This window comes from Exiguobacterium sp. SRB7LM (assembly GCF_015712685.1).
Classification (GTDB): domain Bacteria; phylum Bacillota; class Bacilli; order Exiguobacteriales; family Exiguobacteriaceae; genus Exiguobacterium; species Exiguobacterium profundum.
Map to the genome: position 1 here is coordinate 845,855 of NZ_VWVR01000006.1, position 18,677 is coordinate 864,531.

The 18,677-nt window shown below is 41.8% G+C and carries 21 protein-coding genes, 1 pseudogene and 1 riboswitch; of the genes and pseudogenes, 12 read left to right on the forward strand and 10 right to left on the reverse strand.

All coding sequences use genetic code 11. The annotated features are described in order from the left end of the window. Nucleotides 1-57: 57 nt before the first annotated feature. A complete protein-coding gene (locus tag F3H97_RS05135; RefSeq protein WP_012726390.1) occupies nt 58-324 on the reverse strand; it encodes a hypothetical protein in 267 nt (88 codons plus the stop codon). Between the two features lie 12 nt (nt 325-336). Continuing rightward, complete coding sequence (locus tag F3H97_RS05140) at nt 337-1,218, reverse strand: SMP-30/gluconolactonase/LRE family protein (protein ID WP_012726391.1); 882 nt, start codon at nt 1,216-1,218, stop codon at nt 337-339. A gap of 139 nt (nt 1,219-1,357) precedes the next feature. Between F3H97_RS05140 and F3H97_RS05145 the strand changes: the two genes are divergently transcribed. Further along, on the forward strand, nt 1,358-1,966 hold the full coding sequence (locus F3H97_RS05145; RefSeq protein ID WP_370568525.1) for a class I SAM-dependent methyltransferase: 609 nt from the start codon (nt 1,358-1,360) through the stop codon (nt 1,964-1,966). Nucleotides 1,967-2,891: 925 nt separating this feature from the next. After that, the gene (locus F3H97_RS05150; RefSeq protein WP_159562366.1) at nt 2,892-3,206 is read left to right on the forward strand and encodes a hypothetical protein; all 315 of its coding nucleotides are present in this window, start codon (nt 2,892-2,894) and stop codon (nt 3,204-3,206) included. 475 nt (nt 3,207-3,681) lie between these two features. Here F3H97_RS05150 and rlmN read toward each other — a convergent pair whose 3' ends face one another. Then, entirely contained in the window at nt 3,682-4,743 is a 1,062-nt protein-coding gene (gene rlmN, locus F3H97_RS05155; RefSeq protein ID WP_196430776.1) for a dual-specificity RNA methyltransferase RlmN, read from the reverse strand. 65 nt (nt 4,744-4,808) lie between these two features. Next, on the reverse strand, nt 4,809-6,215 hold the full coding sequence (locus F3H97_RS05160) for an amidase family protein (RefSeq protein ID WP_230872814.1): 1,407 nt from the start codon (nt 6,213-6,215) through the stop codon (nt 4,809-4,811). Nucleotides 6,216-6,328: 113 nt separating this feature from the next. Between F3H97_RS05160 and F3H97_RS05165 the strand changes: the two genes are divergently transcribed. From F3H97_RS05165 to F3H97_RS05180, 4 genes are all read left to right on the forward strand, one after another. Then, entirely contained in the window at nt 6,329-6,490 is a 162-nt protein-coding gene (locus F3H97_RS05165; RefSeq protein ID WP_196430778.1) for a hypothetical protein, read from the forward strand. A gap of 44 nt (nt 6,491-6,534) precedes the next feature. Next, a riboswitch (SAM riboswitch) is annotated at nt 6,535-6,634 on the forward strand. A 67-nt stretch (nt 6,635-6,701) separates the two neighbouring features. Next, on the forward strand, nt 6,702-7,226 hold the full coding sequence (gene msrA / locus F3H97_RS05170) for a peptide-methionine (S)-S-oxide reductase MsrA (RefSeq protein ID WP_147538139.1): 525 nt from the start codon (nt 6,702-6,704) through the stop codon (nt 7,224-7,226). Between the two features lie 100 nt (nt 7,227-7,326). Then, nucleotides 7,327-7,851 (forward strand): DM13 domain-containing protein, encoded by a 525-nt coding sequence (locus F3H97_RS05175; protein WP_196430779.1) that lies wholly within the window; start codon nt 7,327-7,329, stop codon nt 7,849-7,851. A 144-nt stretch (nt 7,852-7,995) separates the two neighbouring features. Then, nucleotides 7,996-8,238, forward strand: a complete 243-nt coding sequence (locus F3H97_RS05180) for a hypothetical protein (RefSeq protein WP_196430780.1) — start codon at nt 7,996-7,998, stop codon at nt 8,236-8,238. An 814-nt stretch (nt 8,239-9,052) separates the two neighbouring features. Here F3H97_RS05180 and F3H97_RS05185 read toward each other — a convergent pair. The 3 genes and pseudogenes from F3H97_RS05185 to F3H97_RS05200 all read right to left on the reverse strand — a co-directional run bounded on the left by F3H97_RS05185 (nt 9,053) and on the right by F3H97_RS05200 (nt 11,410). Then, complete coding sequence (locus F3H97_RS05185; protein WP_196430781.1) at nt 9,053-9,400, reverse strand: hypothetical protein; 348 nt, start codon at nt 9,398-9,400, stop codon at nt 9,053-9,055. Nucleotides 9,401-9,912: 512 nt separating this feature from the next. Next, a pseudogene (locus F3H97_RS15150) lies at nt 9,913-10,065 on the reverse strand (PhzF family phenazine biosynthesis protein); the annotation flags it as partial. Nucleotides 10,066-10,525: 460 nt separating this feature from the next. Further along, nucleotides 10,526-11,410, reverse strand: a complete 885-nt coding sequence (locus F3H97_RS05200) for a helix-turn-helix domain-containing protein (RefSeq protein WP_196430783.1) — start codon at nt 11,408-11,410, stop codon at nt 10,526-10,528. 118 nt (nt 11,411-11,528) lie between these two features. Here F3H97_RS05200 and F3H97_RS05205 point away from each other — a divergent pair, with 118 nt between their 5' ends. The 5 genes from F3H97_RS05205 (at nt 11,529) to F3H97_RS05225 (ending at nt 14,820) form a co-directional block, all read left to right on the forward strand. After that, on the forward strand, nt 11,529-11,924 hold the full coding sequence (locus tag F3H97_RS05205; RefSeq protein WP_196430784.1) for a hypothetical protein: 396 nt from the start codon (nt 11,529-11,531) through the stop codon (nt 11,922-11,924). Nucleotides 11,925-12,073: 149 nt separating this feature from the next. After that, on the forward strand, nt 12,074-12,886 hold the full coding sequence (locus tag F3H97_RS05210) for a hypothetical protein (protein ID WP_196430785.1): 813 nt from the start codon (nt 12,074-12,076) through the stop codon (nt 12,884-12,886). 10 nt (nt 12,887-12,896) lie between these two features. Next, entirely contained in the window at nt 12,897-13,634 is a 738-nt protein-coding gene (locus F3H97_RS05215) for a hypothetical protein (RefSeq protein ID WP_196430786.1), read from the forward strand. A gap of 9 nt (nt 13,635-13,643) precedes the next feature. Beyond that, the gene (locus F3H97_RS05220) at nt 13,644-14,291 is read left to right on the forward strand and encodes an ABC transporter ATP-binding protein (protein WP_196430787.1); all 648 of its coding nucleotides are present in this window, start codon (nt 13,644-13,646) and stop codon (nt 14,289-14,291) included. Further along, the gene (locus F3H97_RS05225; protein ID WP_196430788.1) at nt 14,263-14,820 is read left to right on the forward strand and encodes a hypothetical protein; all 558 of its coding nucleotides are present in this window, start codon (nt 14,263-14,265) and stop codon (nt 14,818-14,820) included. The genes F3H97_RS05220 and F3H97_RS05225 overlap by 29 nt, the downstream gene beginning before the upstream one ends. Before the next feature lie 155 nt (nt 14,821-14,975). Here the strand turns inward: F3H97_RS05225 and F3H97_RS15155 are convergent, their stop codons facing one another. Continuing rightward, nucleotides 14,976-15,158: a helix-turn-helix domain-containing protein gene (locus F3H97_RS15155; protein ID WP_370568605.1), complete on the reverse strand. Its 183-nt coding sequence runs from the start codon at nt 15,156-15,158 to the stop codon at nt 14,976-14,978. 366 nt (nt 15,159-15,524) lie between these two features. Here F3H97_RS15155 and F3H97_RS05235 point away from each other — a divergent pair, with 366 nt between their 5' ends. Then, nucleotides 15,525-15,830: a helix-turn-helix domain-containing protein gene (locus F3H97_RS05235; protein WP_196430790.1), complete on the forward strand. Its 306-nt coding sequence runs from the start codon at nt 15,525-15,527 to the stop codon at nt 15,828-15,830. A 405-nt stretch (nt 15,831-16,235) separates the two neighbouring features. Here F3H97_RS05235 and F3H97_RS05240 read toward each other — a convergent pair whose 3' ends face one another. After that, on the reverse strand, nt 16,236-17,768 hold the full coding sequence (locus tag F3H97_RS05240; RefSeq protein WP_196430791.1) for an AMP-binding protein: 1,533 nt from the start codon (nt 17,766-17,768) through the stop codon (nt 16,236-16,238). Continuing rightward, a complete protein-coding gene (locus F3H97_RS05245; RefSeq protein ID WP_230872815.1) occupies nt 17,761-18,558 on the reverse strand; it encodes an SDR family NAD(P)-dependent oxidoreductase in 798 nt (265 codons plus the stop codon). The genes F3H97_RS05240 and F3H97_RS05245 overlap by 8 nt, the downstream gene beginning before the upstream one ends. Nucleotides 18,559-18,677: the final 119 nt, after the last annotated feature.

Consider the following 18,677-nt stretch of genomic DNA (forward strand, 5'->3'; position numbering starts at 1 on the left):
GATCCTATTTGTCAACAAAAAAACACGCCATACGGACGTGTTTTGAAAAACATGCTCTTATTCTTCCAACGCTTTTCGTTCTGCTTCCGAGCGGGGATAGGCGTTCGCTTGCCACTCCGCCCGATAGATGGAGTCGAGTTGCGTCAACCCGACCTCATCCTCGTCCTTGTCAGAATCGACACTCGGCACCTCGTCCCATTTTGGGTCGAGATAAGAATGATCTTCTTCCCGCGCTCGATTTTCTTGCAACTTTTGAATCCCCATCTTGACCGCTGCCGCAACTGCCAACCCAATACCCGCTCGAACTAACAGTCGTTTCACCATTGCATGTCCTCCTCAACGCCCAAAGCGATAAAGCGGCATCCCTTTCACCTCTGTATCGATGATAAATACCGATCCAGCATCCGGATATTCGGCTAACGCTTCCTCATCCATCCCCTCACGAGCCGTCGTGATGGCCAATCGATTGAGCCCATCCCCGATGAAGGCGCAGGATGTGACATTCGGTGCAGGAACGTGAACTTCTAACAGCTTTTCACCGGTTGATGGATTCCAGCGAGATACTTTGCTTCCGGCGTAATGCGCAATCCATAAACATCCTTCCGTATCTGATGTCATACCATCTGGGAATCCATCCTCGTCCGCGAAATCGATGACGACCTTTCCATTCGATAACGTACCCGCCTTCAAATCGAAATCATATTGGCGAATCGTTTCAGTCGGTGTATCGATATGATAAAAAACGGAATGGTCAGGAGACCACGTCAACCCGTTCGAAAGTGTGAGCTCATCCATGAGTGTCGTCGTCGTACCATCCCGATCGACACGATACAATGTCGCTTGATTCTCTTTGTCTTCGAGATGAAGCGTTCCGGCGAAGATTCGACCGTATGGATCGGCTTTTCCGTCATTGAACCGCAATTGACCGTCCGGATCATCCAACTCGACAATCTTCTTCAAGTCCCGATTGATCTCATCCCATTCATAAATGCCGTCCTTCAAACCGAGGACAACACCATCCGTCACTTTTGGAATGACGAAACCGACTTGTTTCCCGACTTCAAACGACGAGATTTCATCCTCACGTTCGTCATACCACCACAATGTATGGCCTTCGATATCTACCCAATAAAACCGCTTCAGCTCGGCATCCCAACACGGACCTTCACCAAGCGTATTTCGTACACGAATCCACAACGACGCATCTACTTTCTCCATCACTTAGCCTCCACTCTATCCATTAGTTCAGAAATCTATTCCCCTCTCGCATGGGGACTATGCATGAATCCAGAAAATCGTGATGGATTTTCACCGTCGTCCGTTCATTTTGCTATAGTGAAAGAAACGTAGCGAGGGAGTGAATGGCTTGTCGAAATGGGATGAACGATTTAGCTCGGAAGAGTATGTGTATGGGACAGAGCCAAACGAGTTCTTACGCGAATGGGTCACGTCTCATCAACTTGAAGGAAAGCGAGTGCTGGCTATCGCGGAGGGGGAAGGTCGAAACGCGGTATGGCTCGCCACGCTCGGCTTTGAAGTCGAGATGTGGGACGCTTCGAAAGTAGGGCTAGAAAAAGCGAAGCGTTTGGCGACGTCACGAAACGTGTCCATTCAGACGAAACAAATCGATTTGAATGAAGCCGATTGGCCAAACGAGGCGTATGACATGGTCATCTGTATCTTTGGCCACTTTCCTCCACACGTCAGAGAAAAGGTGCTCACGGGTATCCAACAAACGCTTCGACCTGGTGGTTTGTTCCTGACAGAAGTCTACTCTACAAATCAACTCGCTTACGGGACAGGCGGACCAAAAGACGCCTCCTTACTGTACACAGAAGAAATGTTCCATCAACTCGATGACGATTTCGACCCTCTCGTCTTAAACGAGACGGTCGTATGGCGAGAAGAAGGGATACTTCATCACGGCGAATCATCTGTGATTCAATATGTCGGGCAAAAGCGGTAAGCGAATGGCCTTTTCGTTTAAACGAGCCCAGTTTTATGGACTGAGTAACTCGAATTCTATACGGCAATCAGATGGCTCCGATTTTGCTCCGGGGTCATCTCTTTTATATTCCGCTGTTTGTGTTCGTTGCTGAAAACAATTCTGTATAGGAGTGTCACAAAGCAAAGAAGGCTAGTCATATATCACGTATCCTTCGCAGTCATATAGATGTAAAGTGTTTCCGCATATAGATCTATTACCTTGGGCAAACGACAATGGCGAATATCCGGCGCTCTAATCCGTTCACAATAACTTTTGAAAATTATCTAGTTACAAGAGTTTTTCATTTTATAAATGTATTGGTTCGTTTGTACTTAGTACTTTTAATGTTTTTTTCGACTTTTTAAAAATTTAATAGGAATGAATACTATCTTTCTTAAACACAAAACAAAGAAAAACACTTATTCTTCATAAATTATTGATTGTTTAATGAAAATGCCATTGAGATAAAGTAGATCATCATTATGGAAAATTGTTGGTGAATATTCATGAGGCTTTTCACAATATTTGGTATTGGTAAAATTACAACTGTAGTGTAAAATTACACTTATCAATAGTACAAGCTGAAAAGAGAAGGGGTATTTCCTTGAAAATTATTAAAACATTTAGTTTTTGGTTTGTGTTAGTCTCTATATTTGTTTGTTATTTGAATTTTACCGACCAGGATGATAAAGGCCTATTATTCTTTTTCTTCGGATTAGATCCAATCCTATATCATATGGTTTACAGTGAAACATTTCGAAGTTTTATATTTGATGAATCAGCTGACGAAATTTTGTGGGGAGGCTATCTTCTTCGAGTGATAATCGGATTGTTTTACGGTTTAACTCTAGATTTTATACTGTATCAGGTAAAAAACAAGAAAAGAAATAAAGGAGGAAAGTGAATGAAGAATCCTTACTTTTTATTGGTTATCAGCCTTTTAACAGCAACAATATTGTGTGTTTTTGGTCAAGGGATCGCCTACTTTTTAAGTGATCACGTTGTTGATACCTATCCGATTTACTATCTTACAGGGTTGACCATCTTAGGATGGATATTATATTTGTTAAGTTTCATCATGTTCTTGATGTTTCGTATAGTTTTTAAGATAAAAGACTCTAACTATATACAGTATCAGGGATTTATCATGATTGGATTTATTTCGGCACCGTTTGCTGTTAGTTGGTCATTCTTTGTCGTTGCCATGTGGTGGGGTTAGGTTTTACTTATGATGAATTATAAAATTAAGTGCAACACTCAAAAGTGAACACAAAAAACCTTGACGCTTTCCTTGTGTCGAATGAAATTACCACACAAATATTCAGACGTAGGAAATCTCATGAGCCACACCACCTTACCACAATAAAACGTGGAAGTAGAGACCTATCTGGAGCTCGGAATGTCCATCCGGTCCATCTCAAGACGGGGCCGCTACGAGAAGTCGAAGGCCAATTGTGACACAACGACGAAGCTCGACGACAAGACGCGCCGGGCAATCATCTGGAAGCTGCGAGCGACCTGGTCGCCGGAACAAATTGTCTTCTCCACCATCTATCGTTAGATCTATTCGAAACGAATCGACTTGCCACGACCGTGCTCCACCAAAAAGGGAAACGTCAAAAACCCTGAATGAGCACTTTTTATCAAGTGTCTATCATTCAGGGTTCAGTTCAATTTCCCGGAGAGGCCATTTTTTACTTCGCGCCTTCGACGTTCATATGCTTACTGCGGAGTTGTCCACATGCCGCATCGATGTCTGTTCCGTGCTCGAGACGGACGCCTGTGTTGACGCCACGCTTTTTCAAGATGTCGTAAAACGCCATAATGTCCTCAGGCGTGCTTCGTTCATATTGGATGTGCTCGTTGACTGGATTATATGGGATCAAGTTGACGTACGACTTGTCTTTGATGTCTTCGATCAAGTCAGCGAGTTCTTCCGCATGTTCCGGCAAATCGTTCACTTTCGAGAGCAGGATATACTCGAACGTGATCCGTTTGTTCGTCTTCTCGACGTAGTAACGAATCGATGGCATGAGTTTATCAAGCGGGAACGCCCGGTTGATTTTCATGATGCGTGTACGTAATTCATCGTTTGGCGCATGTAGAGAGAGCGCCAAGTTGATGCGTAAGTCGAGGTCTGCGAACTTATAGATCTTATCCGCGAGACCACTCGTCGACACGTTGATCTTACGCGGAGCGATCGCAAGTCCACGCTCATCTTTGACGACACGCAAGAAGTCGACCAAGTTGTCGAAGTTATCGAACGGTTCACCGATTCCCATGACGACGATATGGCTGACGCGGTCCCCTTCGCCCTCTTCATCGAGGAAATGTTGGACGGTCATGATCTGCTCGACGACCTCACCAGCCGTCAAGTCACGCGTCTTCTTCAACAAGCCGCTCGCACAGAAGCTACATCCGATGTTACAACCGACCTGAGTCGTCACACAGACCGAACGTCCGTATTTGTGACGCATGAGCACCGTCTCGATGTAGTGCCCGTCATGTAATTTAAGTAAGAATTTGACCGTCCCGTCGCCCGCTTCTTGTTTGACGAACAGTTCTTGTGTCGAGATGACATATTTTTCTCTTAAGTAATCGCGCACCTCGTCACGTACGTTGAGGTCGTCCATCGATTTGACCCGGTCGATGTAGAGCGAGTCCCAAACTTGACGTGCGTGGAAGGCACCGTATCCCGCTTCCGTACACTCGTTCGTGAGTTGATCGAACGTCAACCCGTATATAGATGATTTCATTGTAATCTGTCCTTTCTCTAATCCGCATACGTACCATTGTAGCGGACGTAAGAGACGGGTGCAACTTACGAATAATCAGGAGGCGTCGGTCGTGTGATGAATTGTTCGAACGCATAGGCGACTCGAATCAAATCACGTTCCGCGTAGCTCGTCCCCGTGAACGAGAGACCGAATGGGGCACCGCTCTCTTTTCGTTTATAGGGTATTGTAATCGTCGGATGCCCTGCTTTTGCAGCCATGTCATAGTTCATGTCATGTGGCAGGACGAGTGCATCTAGTTTATGCGACGCAAGCAATGCGTCAATCCCTTCCGTTTTTGCGAGACGGACGTCCTCGATGCGACGATCGAGATAGCTCGCTTCAGTCAGTTTTCCAGATTTAGTGTTCGCTTCTTCAAAGATGGTCTGGCCGTGCGGAATCGATTCGGGATGTTCGGCATTCCACTCGATCAAGTCGGACAGCGTCTGAAACGGCATGGTCGTGTTGGCGAGATACGCCTCGACCCCGAGCTTGAACTCATCGAACAGGATATCCGCCTGTTCTAGTGCCACATGCTTCGGAAGCGTGACCTCGACGAGTTCGATTTCAGCTTGACGAAGCAATCGGAGCGCCCCTTCATACAATCCGACCTCTTCTTCTGAAATGTCCGGTTTGACGAACCCGACACGCATCCCGACCGCTTGCCTCACATCGAGACATGTCACGTATGGGGGACCGACCGGTGTCTCGAGAGTTGCCGGATCTGATTCATCTTCCCCGCACATCGATTGTAGGGCGATGACTGCATCACGAAGCGTGCGCGCCATCGGTCCCGCCGTATCTTGAGAACGTGAGATCGGGATGATTCCGGAGCGGCTAATCAATCCGACCGTCGGCTTAATCCCGACGATGCTGTTATGGACACTCGGATGGACGATGGAACCACTCGTCTCAGACCCGACTGCAAGAAGCGTGAGGTTTGCCGCGACCGCTGAAGCCGAACCTGAACTTGATCCCCCGACATCTAACCCGTCGCCATATGGGTTCATCGTCTGTCCCCCGACAGCACTCCAACCGTTCGGCATATTTTCTGTTAAAAAGTTCGCCCACTCGGACAGGTTCGCCTTCCCAAGGATGATAGCGCCGTCAGCCCGTAACCGTTTGACGAGTTCGGCATCTCGACCCGTAAAATGATGTCGCATCGCGGCAGCACCCGCTGTCGTTCGCATCAGACCGGCAGTCTCGATATTGTCCTTAATTAAGACGGGGATGCCGAGTAGCGGTTTGCGTACCCCTTTTCGGTAGGCCCGGTCTGCCGCCTCTGCCTCGAACAGGGCGTCCGGATTGACTTGGATGACGGCATGAAGTCGTTCATTATACGTCGCGATCCGTCCCAAATAATAGGCGGTCACGTCTCTCGCCGTGAATTGTCCCTCTTTATACCCACGATGTGCACCTTCAATCGTCAGTTCATGTAATTGGATTTGTTCCATCATGCATTCCTCCTTTATCTCTCCTCCTTTATTCGTGCTCTATGCCTGATTTCCTTTTCGTATCGCCAAGTCGATGTGTTCTTGTTACACTTAAGAAAAAACAGGAGGTCCCAATGACACGCTCCTATGCCTTTGTGTTGCTTGCCGTATTCGGTCTATTTTTCTTACAGCTATACGGTGAAAATGTGCCATATGGTCCACTCATTTCCATCGGGTTGATCGGGTTCATCATCGTCTTGACGGTTTTTCAGTTGAAACGAAAACCGAATCATTGACGAATGTATTTTGAGGGTGGTATGATGCTCTCACCAACTACATATCGATATCAAGAGTGAACGAGAGATCTGGCTCCGCGACTTCACAGCAACCTGCCTTAGGCAAGGTGCTACGACCAGCAAGGGAAACCTTGGACGATATGACGAAAGCGCTCATGTCATCCGACGTGAGCGCTTTTTTGTTGAATGACGATTTGGAGGGAACGAAAGTATGGAAAAAGCAACATTCGCAGGCGGCTGTTTTTGGTGCATGGTGACACCATTTGAGGAATTACCAGGGATTGAGGGTATCGTGTCCGGTTATATGGGCGGACAGGTCGATAATCCGACATATGAACAAGTGAAAACCGGGACGACAGGACACCTCGAGGTCGTTCAAATCACATATGATCCAGCATTATTCTCGTATGAACGTCTTCTTGAGCTGTATTGGATTCAGACAGACCCGACGGACGATGGTGGTCAATTCCAAGACCGGGGACCTCAGTATGCCCCAGCCATCTTCTATCACACGGAAGAACAACGAGTCGCGGCTGAGGCGAGTCGCGATGTGTTGGCAGCAAGTGGTCGTTTTACGGCTCCGATCGTCACGAAAATCATTCCGGCGACGACGTTCTTCGCTGCAGAAGACTACCATCAGGATTATCATAAAAAGAATCCGAAGCATTATAAGGAAGACCGGGCCATCTCGGGACGCGACGAGTTCATCGAGGAAAACTGGACGGAAACCGTATAACGGTCATCAGACGCGAATGTTAGCATTCGCGTCTTTTATAAGACCAATAATCGGGAAAAGACTATAAATGGTTCATACATCCGAAAAGGAGGACTCATATATGAAAACAAGCACGAAACTCATCATCGGTGTGATTGGCGTAGCCGTAATCGCTGTTGCCTGGTGGCTCATCTCCCCACTATTCTTAACCGAGACGGTCGATGAAGGATTGCCGCCGACAGCAGTCGAATCACCAGCTCCAGAGGAAGAGGAATCAGATCAAGAGACGTCCGAGACACCGGAAGCACAACCGAGTCCAACCGAAGTAGCGGGTGTGTTCATGGACGGGGAGAAAAATTATGAGACGACCGGCACGATCCGCTCGGTCGAGGCAGAAGACGGGACGTATCTCCGATTTGAAGAGTTCGAGACGACGAACGGTCCTGACTTATTCGTCTATTTGACGAAACCAGGACGAGAGACGACCCAAGGCGTCAGTCTAGGAGCGTTAAAAGGAAACATCGGGAATCAAAACTATTTGATCCCTAAGGATGTGAATCTAGAAGAGTACAATACCGTTGTCATCTGGTGCCGTGCGTTTAGCGCGACGTTCGGGACGGGAGAACTGACTGGATCAAGTGAATGAACAGGCTGAAGGGTGGCTGAATGAATCGACCACCCTCTTTTCATTTGCAATCGGCTGAAAAAAGAATGATTCTTCATCCAACCTCAAATGAGAACATGCTATCATATATGTAAATAAGTGTAATTCAATTGAGGAGATACGAATATGGAGCAGACATTGACACAACCGTACAAACACTACTTTCGGAAACGTTTCTTTCTATTCTTCATTCCATTGATGGTGGTCGGCATATTATCCGAACCGATGATCATTCGGAATCCATTCGAAGAGCTCGAAGACTATGGGGCATTCGTATTATTCTTAGGAATTTATATCCTAGTACTCGGTGGATGGGCAGCGTTTATGACGTCGATGATGTGGCGCATCAGACAATACAAGTTGAAATAGTAATTACATCAGACTTGCCGTGAAAATCGTCTTATCAAGATACTTTTCGTTATGTAAAGAAAATAAAATAAATGTACTTTATGATATACATAATTCTGTCTTAATTAATATGCACGTTGTAACTTGTGAGAACCTTGTATTATCACAAGTTAAAAAGAGTGTTATACGGTTAATTAATGATATTTTAGCCCTAGTAAGATTTTATAGAGGAGGATAATAACTATGAATTTCAGTAAATATTAGTTTGTATTAAAGAACTTCGCTTTCAACGAATGAATGAAAATATCTCAAGTGCATTCTACTAATATTCTTACGAGCTTAGGGTTAATAAAAATGAATGAACTAAGAAATAAAGCTCTACTATGGGGGTGTGTCAACAGCGGATTAAGGTTATTTCTAACTTTTGAGGAAGGTAATCTTCGAGAATTAGTTTACTAAAAGGATTGAAGGAATCAATCATGTTAAACGAGTTTCTTCCAGAATTAGAAGTGGTCGAGGGAACTGCTGTGAGGAAGCGTATCAGTTCATTTGTTATGGAAAACAGTCGTGTGCCCCCGTCCTTATCTCACTAAAAGCTCACATGGTGTCCATAACAGATATGTCAGGACATTGCGCGATGTACATTAGTGTAGCTACGGATTCAGGTAAGACGTTTCTTCCGCGACGAACCAAACTGTTTATCAAGCTATTTTTACGGAGAGATTTTCTTTCCTGTATCGACCGCATTCCCGCAGAGCGATTCATTTAGAATGTAGGCTACTGAGACTTTTAAGTGGGATGAATGCAATCGGGCTGAAACGTACCTTGAACAATATCAGCGATAGAATACTACTCCGACTTTTAAAAGGCTCACAACATCATCGGAAGACGCCTTACCCTCGCGTGGTTGGCATTGGTGACTGGGTCTGGATAAAACGAAAAAGTACGGTACAATCATCTGTGATTTAAAGACATGACGCTCGATCACCTTCTCCATCGAGGCCGACATGGTCAGCCCGACGTTGATGAGCCCGCGTGTCTTCACGGTTTTTTGGCGCATGCCCTTCTGGTTGATCACGGTTATCGGCACGTCGATCTGCCCCGCATAGATCCAACGATAGATGATCGTCCGGCGCATCATGTCGCCAAGCTTCGTCTTGGCGCCGCAGTTTCCCTTTGCCATGGTATAGTGTTACTGGGCGCATTCGACCGTGTAATCGGGGGTTCCTTCTAATTTCCCACAAGACGGTCGAGGGTTATCTCGCAATGGGCCGGATTTAGAAGTGTCTCAAACTAATCCTTCAGGATACATTTGGCAAAATAAGCTCCCATTGCGCGGGGAGCACTATCGGTAATAGAATCTTTGACAGTAACCTGAATAAGGCGAAGAGTAACGTCTATCTTGCATGTTGGCTGTGAAGTCTACAGTTTCCATTCAAAATGGATGGACGGACGAGTTGGAAATCTCTTTTAGAACATCGGGAAGAGGTCATCCAACAGTCCCGCGTTCTCAATGTAGCAATTGTTTTGATTGGAACCAATAAAGTCCAATCCCCTGTGCTACCATATACTATTGGTAATTCTGTCCGGATGTCATCTTCATTTAACCCAATGGAATGTGCTAATCTTCTGTTCGACCCATTGAATGCCTTAAACTCGGGCGGTTTTTTTGGACGGTAATAGATAAATCGTTTCCTATTGAGTTGATTTTGATTGCCAGAACCCCTGGTTTGGTTTCGTAAGTTTACTTAATAACCCTTTTGTCTTAAATGTATAGACAGCGTTCATCGTGGCATGGCCAGACGAGTTCACTTCTTTTCTTGAAGTGAAGTAACGAATTTTGATGTTCGCTACAGCGGAATCCTTAAAAAAGTCGTTTTGTTGAAATCGACCTCGAAGACGGTCTTTTGCATCTCTAAATTATTTAAGTCATCGCGATATAACACTACTTTCGGCAGGTTTCCCTTGCCTGGTTCTTGACTGAATGTATCGTAATGATGCACATTGATCGACTTCAATTAAAATCCTTCTAAAGTCATGCCACTCATCTTGTTTAATTAATTGAAATAAAAGCTATTACCAGCGTCGTTTTCACTATTCTCGTCATGTTTACAGAATTTTACGCATCAAATAGCTCTACTAGTGCAAAAAATCCTAACCATATGTGACAATAACAACAGTTTAATTAATTGGTGAACCCCATATCTCAATACTTTGTATCTTAAATAAAATCGATTTTGAATAGTCACATTAAATATAGAACATTATTATAATTTGTCTAATTTTTAGGGAAATAAATTACTCTAGATTACACATAAACAAAAGATTTTAGATAGTGTATGTACATATCTGCCGAATAGTGTTGTTGGGTATATTCTAAAAAATTCAAACCCGAATCGATTAAAATGATTGATTGTTCAAGATCATAGCCATTTCCACATGATTGCATCATTGCAATACCTCTTCTAATTTTACAATCCCCTAAAAACTTATACATTTTTTTCTTTCTAATTATCTCTTCAGCTAATAACAATTCTTTTATAGCCTTATGATATTGGCCTTTAAAACTGTATATAAAAGCTACGTTTATTAAAGTAATGATAAATTTTTCATTCCAACAAACTAAAGATTCATAGTTTTTTTTATTTTGATTAATCATTTTGTTTATTTCCAAAGCCACTGTCTTATCAGAGCTGATTTCAATGTATTTAAGCATTAAAATTTCATAATAAAAAAGATTTTTTAATAAGAAGAAATCTTCCCATAAACTATCTTCTTTTAGAGATGAGGTCATTATTTCTTTATTCATTAGTTGGTCTATATGACTTAATGTTTTATCCAGGTAATTAAGCAAAAGATTCGATTCATTTTTTTCTCTGATTAGTCTATCGAAGGTTGTTAAGTGTTTTTTTAAATCAGACTCATCGAAAAAGATAACCGAAAAAAAATTCTCAAGGATTTGATCGGTCTCATTTTTATTTATTTCTTTTCGCTTGTTGTTATATAAAGAATCCAATTCTGATACAGAAACATTAAGATTTCTTAATATATCTATAACTGCTGAAAATCGTAATTCTATGGTCCCGGCCTCGAATTTGCTGTAAGTACCTTGTGTCAGTGAAACTTTTACTGCAATTTCACTTTGTGTCATCCCTCGGTTAAGACGTATATTTCTGATTATTTCATTTATCATTTTATCACCTTCATTATTCATTTTGGAATATATTTATAATTTTATTTTATAAATGTTAATATAACAAGCGATATAGAAGTTATAACCATTCTATAATCAAAATTTGGAGGTAGTTATTATGAAATTAGGTAAAATTATTGCATCAACTGCTTTGGGATTAAGTTTAGTAAATGCTGGAGAACATGAAGCATCTGCTCAAGACATTATTGCTTTCACAAATTTCTCAGTATCGTATTCAGGCGCTGAGAGATATGCTCCTTTTTCTACTAGGGAATCAAATACTAATGCGGTAGTAAACTTGAGCAACGATACAGGTACTGCTTGGATTACGGCTAACATGAAAAACTCTGAAGGTGCATATCGTGGGGGTACAACTCTTCAACGAGGAACTCGCAAAACTTTTTCAGCAGTAAATGCCCAAACTGGATATCAGTATAAACTTGGATTAAGTAAAACAAACAATACTGGTGGAGGAACAGTTACAATTAAAGGAACTTGGTCAGCAAGTCATTAAAAAAAGGCGCATTTCGCGCCTTTTCTACTATTTTTTTCAATTAATAGGTTTTAATAACAAAATTTTAAATAAATATAGACTATAAAAGTTATTTGTGGGAGTATTATTTTGTTAAATATTTGATTTTAATTAAGCTAGGGGGATTGGTTTTGAATCCGAAAATGAATGTAAGAAAGAAATATGTACCTTTAACAATATTTTCTTTATTAGGAGCATTAGCTCTTTCATGGGTATTTGCAAGCAACTTTTTTGAGATTATGACGATGGATTATGATGCACCTGATTTAGTGGGTACTAAAAGTGAAATTAGAACCAATTTTCTAGGTCAGATTTCTACTTGGGAGATTTTTGTGGACTCTTCTATGTTTTATTTGATTAATTTTATTCCTGTTTTTTTTGTTCTAGTTTCTTTAGGTTTATATGCTGAAAAAAGAAGTATTTACACCATGGGACGTCATAAGTTCAAATCATTCAAGAAAAAAATTTACAAGGATGTATTCGAATACATAGTTTTATCTACCCTAACAGTCACTTTTACATTTGCTCTTTATTTTTCAGTTGGTTCTTTATTTGTTTATAGAAGTTTAGAAGATATAGGCGGTTTCGCCTCGGTTTTACCAAATGGTTTCTATTCAAATCATCCTTATTTATTTTTCATGTTCATGATCTTTACAATTTATTTAGGACTTGCCTTCACATTCAATCTTATAGCAGTAGCTCTAGTCCTCCTCCTAGACCAAGAATACAAAGTTATAATAGGAGTTTTGGCAATCTATTTCATATACGGAAAAATTGGTGCAATGAGCGGGCTCGTATGGTTTGATGTATTCACTAGTTTTACTGCATTTAATACTCTTTACTCTACATTTGAAACGTTCTTACCCTTACTCGGTCTTTTAATAATTGGATTGTTATTATTAGTTTTAGGCGTAAACAAAACGCTTACCGAATTCGAAGTTTAGGGGTTGAAAAATGATACAACGTAAAAATATCTTTCTAGAAACGTCAATCATATGTTCTGTAGCGATAATGATAGCCAGTATAAATTTTCTCCATGGAATTAATGCGATTAAAACCTATGCAAAGGATAATAATTTAGTATTGGGACCTGAAGAAGTATTTAATAGAGTTTTCATTAATTTAGATTTTGTAAATATTGAATATATGGAAGGGAATAATCCTATTCATTATACAGGACCATTTATTTTTTTTCTGGCGACCATTCTTATTGGTAGTTATACCTTTTTAACTTTAAAGAAACCATATTATCAATTTTTGTTCACTAGAGCTCGAACAAAGCAGTATGGAGTGGCTTTAATTTTGAAAGGATATTTCTTTAGAGTAACTCTATTTACTGGAATATATATATCCGGTGTGATTCTTATGATTTTTCATAAGAATTTAAGTACTTTGATAGAAAGTCCAACTATTATTAGACAATCAATTGGTTTTTTTCTTGCATCAACATTAATAAGTGCTGGTCTAACTTTAACGTTATACAGTTTGTTTACAAAATTTGATGAAGTGAAGTCTATTGTGGTGGTCCTCATCATTCTTTTCATTACTTTTGGAGCTAATATCCAATTCCCTCATCTCAGTATTGTATTTTTAGGAGAGGATGAATATTTTAAAGGTGGTATATTTGTTGGAGGGATATTACTATTTGTTTCTTATTTTGTATCAAGAGTCACTAAATTTGAAATTAAGTAGGTGGGAAAAATGATTAAAATCGAAAACGTCATTAAAAAAAATAAAAACACTACAATTTTACATGATATTAATATGAATATCCCTAAAGGTAAATGTGTAGGATTAATAGGTCATAATGGATCCGGAAAAACAATGCTGCTAAAAGCTATCTGCGGATTTACGAAAATTGATTCTGGTACTATAAAAGTTAAAGGTAAAGAGATAGTGTTTGGAAAAGAATATATTAAAGATAGTGGTGTGATAATCGAACATCCGCCATTCATCAACTATATTTCTGCTTGGGATAATCTAAAGATACTAGCAAATATCAATAATAAAGTTGAAGACAAAGACATTGAGAATACTTTGTTAAAAACTGGGTTGTTTAACGACAAAGATCGTAAAGTAAAAACATTCTCATTAGGAATGAAGCAAAAATTAAGAATAGCTCAGGCAATAATGGAGGATCCTGAGATATTAATTCTTGATGAACCGTTCAATGGATTAGATAGAGACTCTGTGGCGAATTTACAGGATATTTTAATGGAATTTAAATTGAGCGGCACAACCATTGTATTAACTAGCCATGATGAAAGACATATAGAAGCTTTATGTGATGAAGTCTTTATATTAGAAGGAGGTAAGTCGATTGAACATAAAGTCCTCGCGCATGCTTAAAATGCTTTTCCTTGTCTCGCTCATATTTTCCAGTGGCTGTTCATTTTATGGTTTAGAAGCGGAAAAAAAACCAAGTCAAACTAAGAATGAAAGTGTTTCTGAGGCAGAGGACCAAACAGCCCTTCTGAATGTATTAACATTTCCGATAACTATAAAAGAATTTGAAGAGAACATTGAAAATAACTTGGATAATGAGTCCATGACCTCTACAACTACAGGCATAGAATTCAAAGAAATGCCGCTTGAATTAAATTATAAAAGTGCTGAAAGCAATAAGAACGATCAACTTGAATTTCTTTATATTTTAATTGATTTGCCTTTTAGTGCGGTAGATAAAAAGGAGGATCAAATTCATGATTCTCTAGAAGTAATCGTTCAAAGTTTAGAGATAGAGTTGGATACAAATCAAATGGTGCAACAGATTAAAAAGAAAGAAAGCAAATTAATCAATAACGACGTTATCCGGGCTGAATTGGCAAATTATGATGAGAACATCCAGATAATTTTATCTCCTCAACACAGCGAGTAATGAGGCATTACTGTTTATAGTGATAGCATACGCAATAGAAAACAGTGTGTTACTGTATCCATTTTCTATTGCGTATGCTTTTTTATCAAACGCTTTTATATCAATGAAGTAGTGATTATTTTAAGATTCTTAGTCCTTACGTTAATGATTTTGAATCAAGAGTTATTGAAAAAATCATTGAGAGAAATATTTAATCCGCTACAGAATTTTTGTATCGTACTTACCTTCGGATGCTTTGTCCTGCCACTCATCAATTCTGAAATCGTAGCTTGGTTTAGTCCACCTTTTTGAATGACTTGATGGATGGTCATATTATGTTCCGTTGCGAGCTCCTTCATCCGTTCTATGATTGCCTCGTTCAATTCCACTTGCTCACCCCACGATCATAGTACTCTCATCATTCTTATTCTTTATGCATCCTTCTATTCCTCTACCCTACCACAATCTCTTGAAATCAAAATACTTGTCATTATTTTCTATAAATAAAGCGTTATTTTTTTACAGTTGTGCTACAAAACCAAGAATATTGAGTTACTGTTGCTTACTAACCCTCATGCAAAGCGGATTCGACAAGAATCGTCAATTGTAAAATTTCTGACATATCAGAAAACTGATGTTTTTTATTCCTATCCCTGCTATATTGGAACCAACAAAAGGAAACATCTGTTTGGTCGCCGTTCTGGTTCACAGAAAGGGGAAGGCTTATGTATCGATTCGGGGAGTGGTTGAAGGAGAACCGACGGCTCTCGGGCTGGTCACAGGTCGAACTATCAGAGAAGACATTTGGAGAGATTTCACAGCCAGCCATCAGCCAGTATGAACAGAACCGATCAGTACCCTCGATTGCCGACATCGATCATCTGCCTCGCGCATTAGGACACACGCTCGTGATGGTTCCATGGGACGCCATCGAATTTGGATACGGCTACGGGGCAAAAAATTCTGTCTCCAAGCTCGAGCGTCGTCGGTTCGCACGTTCGACGGGAAGACGTATGAGTTACATGGTTTGATCGGTATCGAGAAAGGAAGCGGTAAAGCAGTCCAGTTGACGCAACTCTACTATCGAATCCGGACGGTCGTCTGTAACGCCCACGTGCTCGCCTAACGTAAGAACCCGAACGACAAGTTCATCCAAGTCAAGACACGGAAACGAGTCCGAAAGTAACCGATATCGGCGCAGTAGCATATTCTTAAGGATGGTCTATTCCACTCACATTTAGGAGTGTCCCCCACAACGGATCATGTGCACGGATTGATTCACACTTGCTCAACGAGAGACGCTTAAATTCCGCAAAAAATCACTGCATCGCTCAGGATTATCGACAACCTATTTCAGTTTTTCATCACCGCAAGAAGTGAATCAACGAAATAATCCGAATAGTTTCTTCATTTTTCTGGATTTCTTATCCATCCAGTCAATTGATCATCTCAAGTCGTTTCCTATCTAATTTTCCAACCGCTGTATAAGGCAACTCCTTCACGAACACGATTTCTCGAGGGAGTTGATATGTTGTCACTCGTTCACGCAACCAGCTCACCAGCTCTTCTTCTGTCAATATTTCATCATATAAATGGACATATGCCTTCAAGATGTGACCCGTGTACACATCCTCTACCCCAATGACGGCAGCGTCCTCGACATTCGGATGGTCGCGCAAAACCGTCTCGACTTCCCCAGGATATATATTGTTTCCAGCAGAGATAATCAAGTCATCTGTTCGTCCACACAAAAAATAATAGCCGTTCTCATCCCGGTATCCGACATCACCCGTTTGAATCCAGCGGTTCTTCCTGCTTTGCATGGACCACTTATTTCGTATGCAAAATTCCCCGATGGCGCCTGGCTCGACTTCCGCGCCATCTTTCACTACCTTTAAGTCCCCTCCCGGAATCCTTCTCCCGAGCGTGTTCGCATCATAATATAAATCTTCTGGTGTGGCGATCAGATTCAAGCCCGCTTCCGACGTCCCATAGAGATTGTATAAGACGCTCCCCAACTCGTTATGGACTTCACGGACTAAAACGGGATGAAGCTTCGCACCACCGGACGCGATACAAGCGAGAGAATGAAGTGATGTTGGATTGTGTCGTAACATTTTGTGGATCATGAGCGGGACGACCGTGACCACTTCTACCTTGTGTCGCCGAATGAGGTCACAGGCTCTCTGCACATCAAAGCTCTCTTGAATGACGACCTGTTTCCCTAGCGCTAGAAAAGATAAAAGGATGGCGATGCCGTAGCCATGGTAAATCGGGGTGGCAATATAGGCAGTGTTGAATGACGGCAACTGCAACTGGTTCAATAAAGCCGTGAATGGAGCTAGAAAGTGAAAGAGGGATGGTTTATGAGTCACTTGTTTCGGTTTTCCGGTAGTACCGCCGGTCAACAGCACGAGTTTCCCGCTCGATGCGGCCGGAAGCTTTCCTTTTTTATGTCGCTTCGACCTCGATAAACGGTTGATTGAATCTTTATCGCGATGATAGCTGGCAAGTGTCGACCGTTCGTAAGATGAGTTCTCTATCAATTCCTCGAACATCTCATCGTAAATCAAGAGATCGAATGGTTGTTCTTCTACAAGCCGGTTGAACTGCAGTTGACTCATCGAACAATGAAGCATGTAGATGTCAGCACCGAGTCGTGAGGCCGCAAACATCCCTTGTACGAAGGATGCGTGGTTGTGACAAAGAAACGCCACTTTTTTTCCCTTTTTGACCCCATACTGATCAGCGAAATGATAAGCAATGTGTTCACAATGTGTCTTTAGTTCCTGATACGTCACTGTTTCTCGACTATCCACTAAAGCCGTATTTTGACTCCCTACTTTTTCCGTCAATGTAAAAAGCAGCATCAAGTTGATTCCGTTTTGACGGATTGCGATGAATAGACTGACTAGGTTTGATGGTGATAGAAACTGGAGCTGCGACAAGACTTTCAATAACTTAACCATTCTTATTGTCACGCTCCTTTCTCTTAAGTAATGTAGGGACCATCCAGTCTATCGGTCTTCTGAAAACAAGAGACGCTACTTGACCGAGGAACAACCACCACGGCTTATATACTGGTCGTTTTGTATACAGGGCATGTCCAATCAGTTCCGCCACATGTACCGGTGACATGGCAGGAGAATGCTGATAAGCCAGCGTTGGTTTGATCATCGGTGTTTTTACTAGCGGTAGATATAGAACCGTCGTGGAAATATTTTTGATTGTGAGTTCCGGACTCGCGGAGCGAAACCACGTATCAAACGCGGCTTTTGATGCCTGATAGGCCGCCCAGTGAGGAAAAGGATGAAGTAACACATTGATGGTCGACACATTGACGATTTGTCCGTTCTTCTTTTCGAGCACCGGAATGAGCGATAAAATCAATTGAACCGGAGCAAAATAATTGATCGCCATCGTCCGAGTGAAGTCATGGTATCGATTGAGTGACTCAGTGATGGGACGATTGATGGAGATTCCTGCATTGCTGACGAACACATCCAATCCTTCCGGTAGTTGATGGAGATACGCCAGCAAACCATTCCGTTCCTCTTCAATTCGAAGATCTGCCGGGAACACGGTCACCGTGGCTGACCCCTTTTCGATTTCAGACTTCATGACGTTCATGTCTGCTTCTCTACGGGCAACGAGAATCAGATGCGCGGTTGTATCCGTTAGTAAATAAGCGAACGCCTGCCCGATTCCTGAGCTCGCTCCAGTAATCAATATCGTTTTCCGATCCAGCTCTGATTTCATTTTTTGATAATCGAAGGAAGGAAATCGGAATAGGAGTCTCTCTAGTAACGTGTAGTCATACATATTGCCAGCACCTTTTATTTATATTCGTCTCTTCAAGCTAAAAAAAACCTAGACAA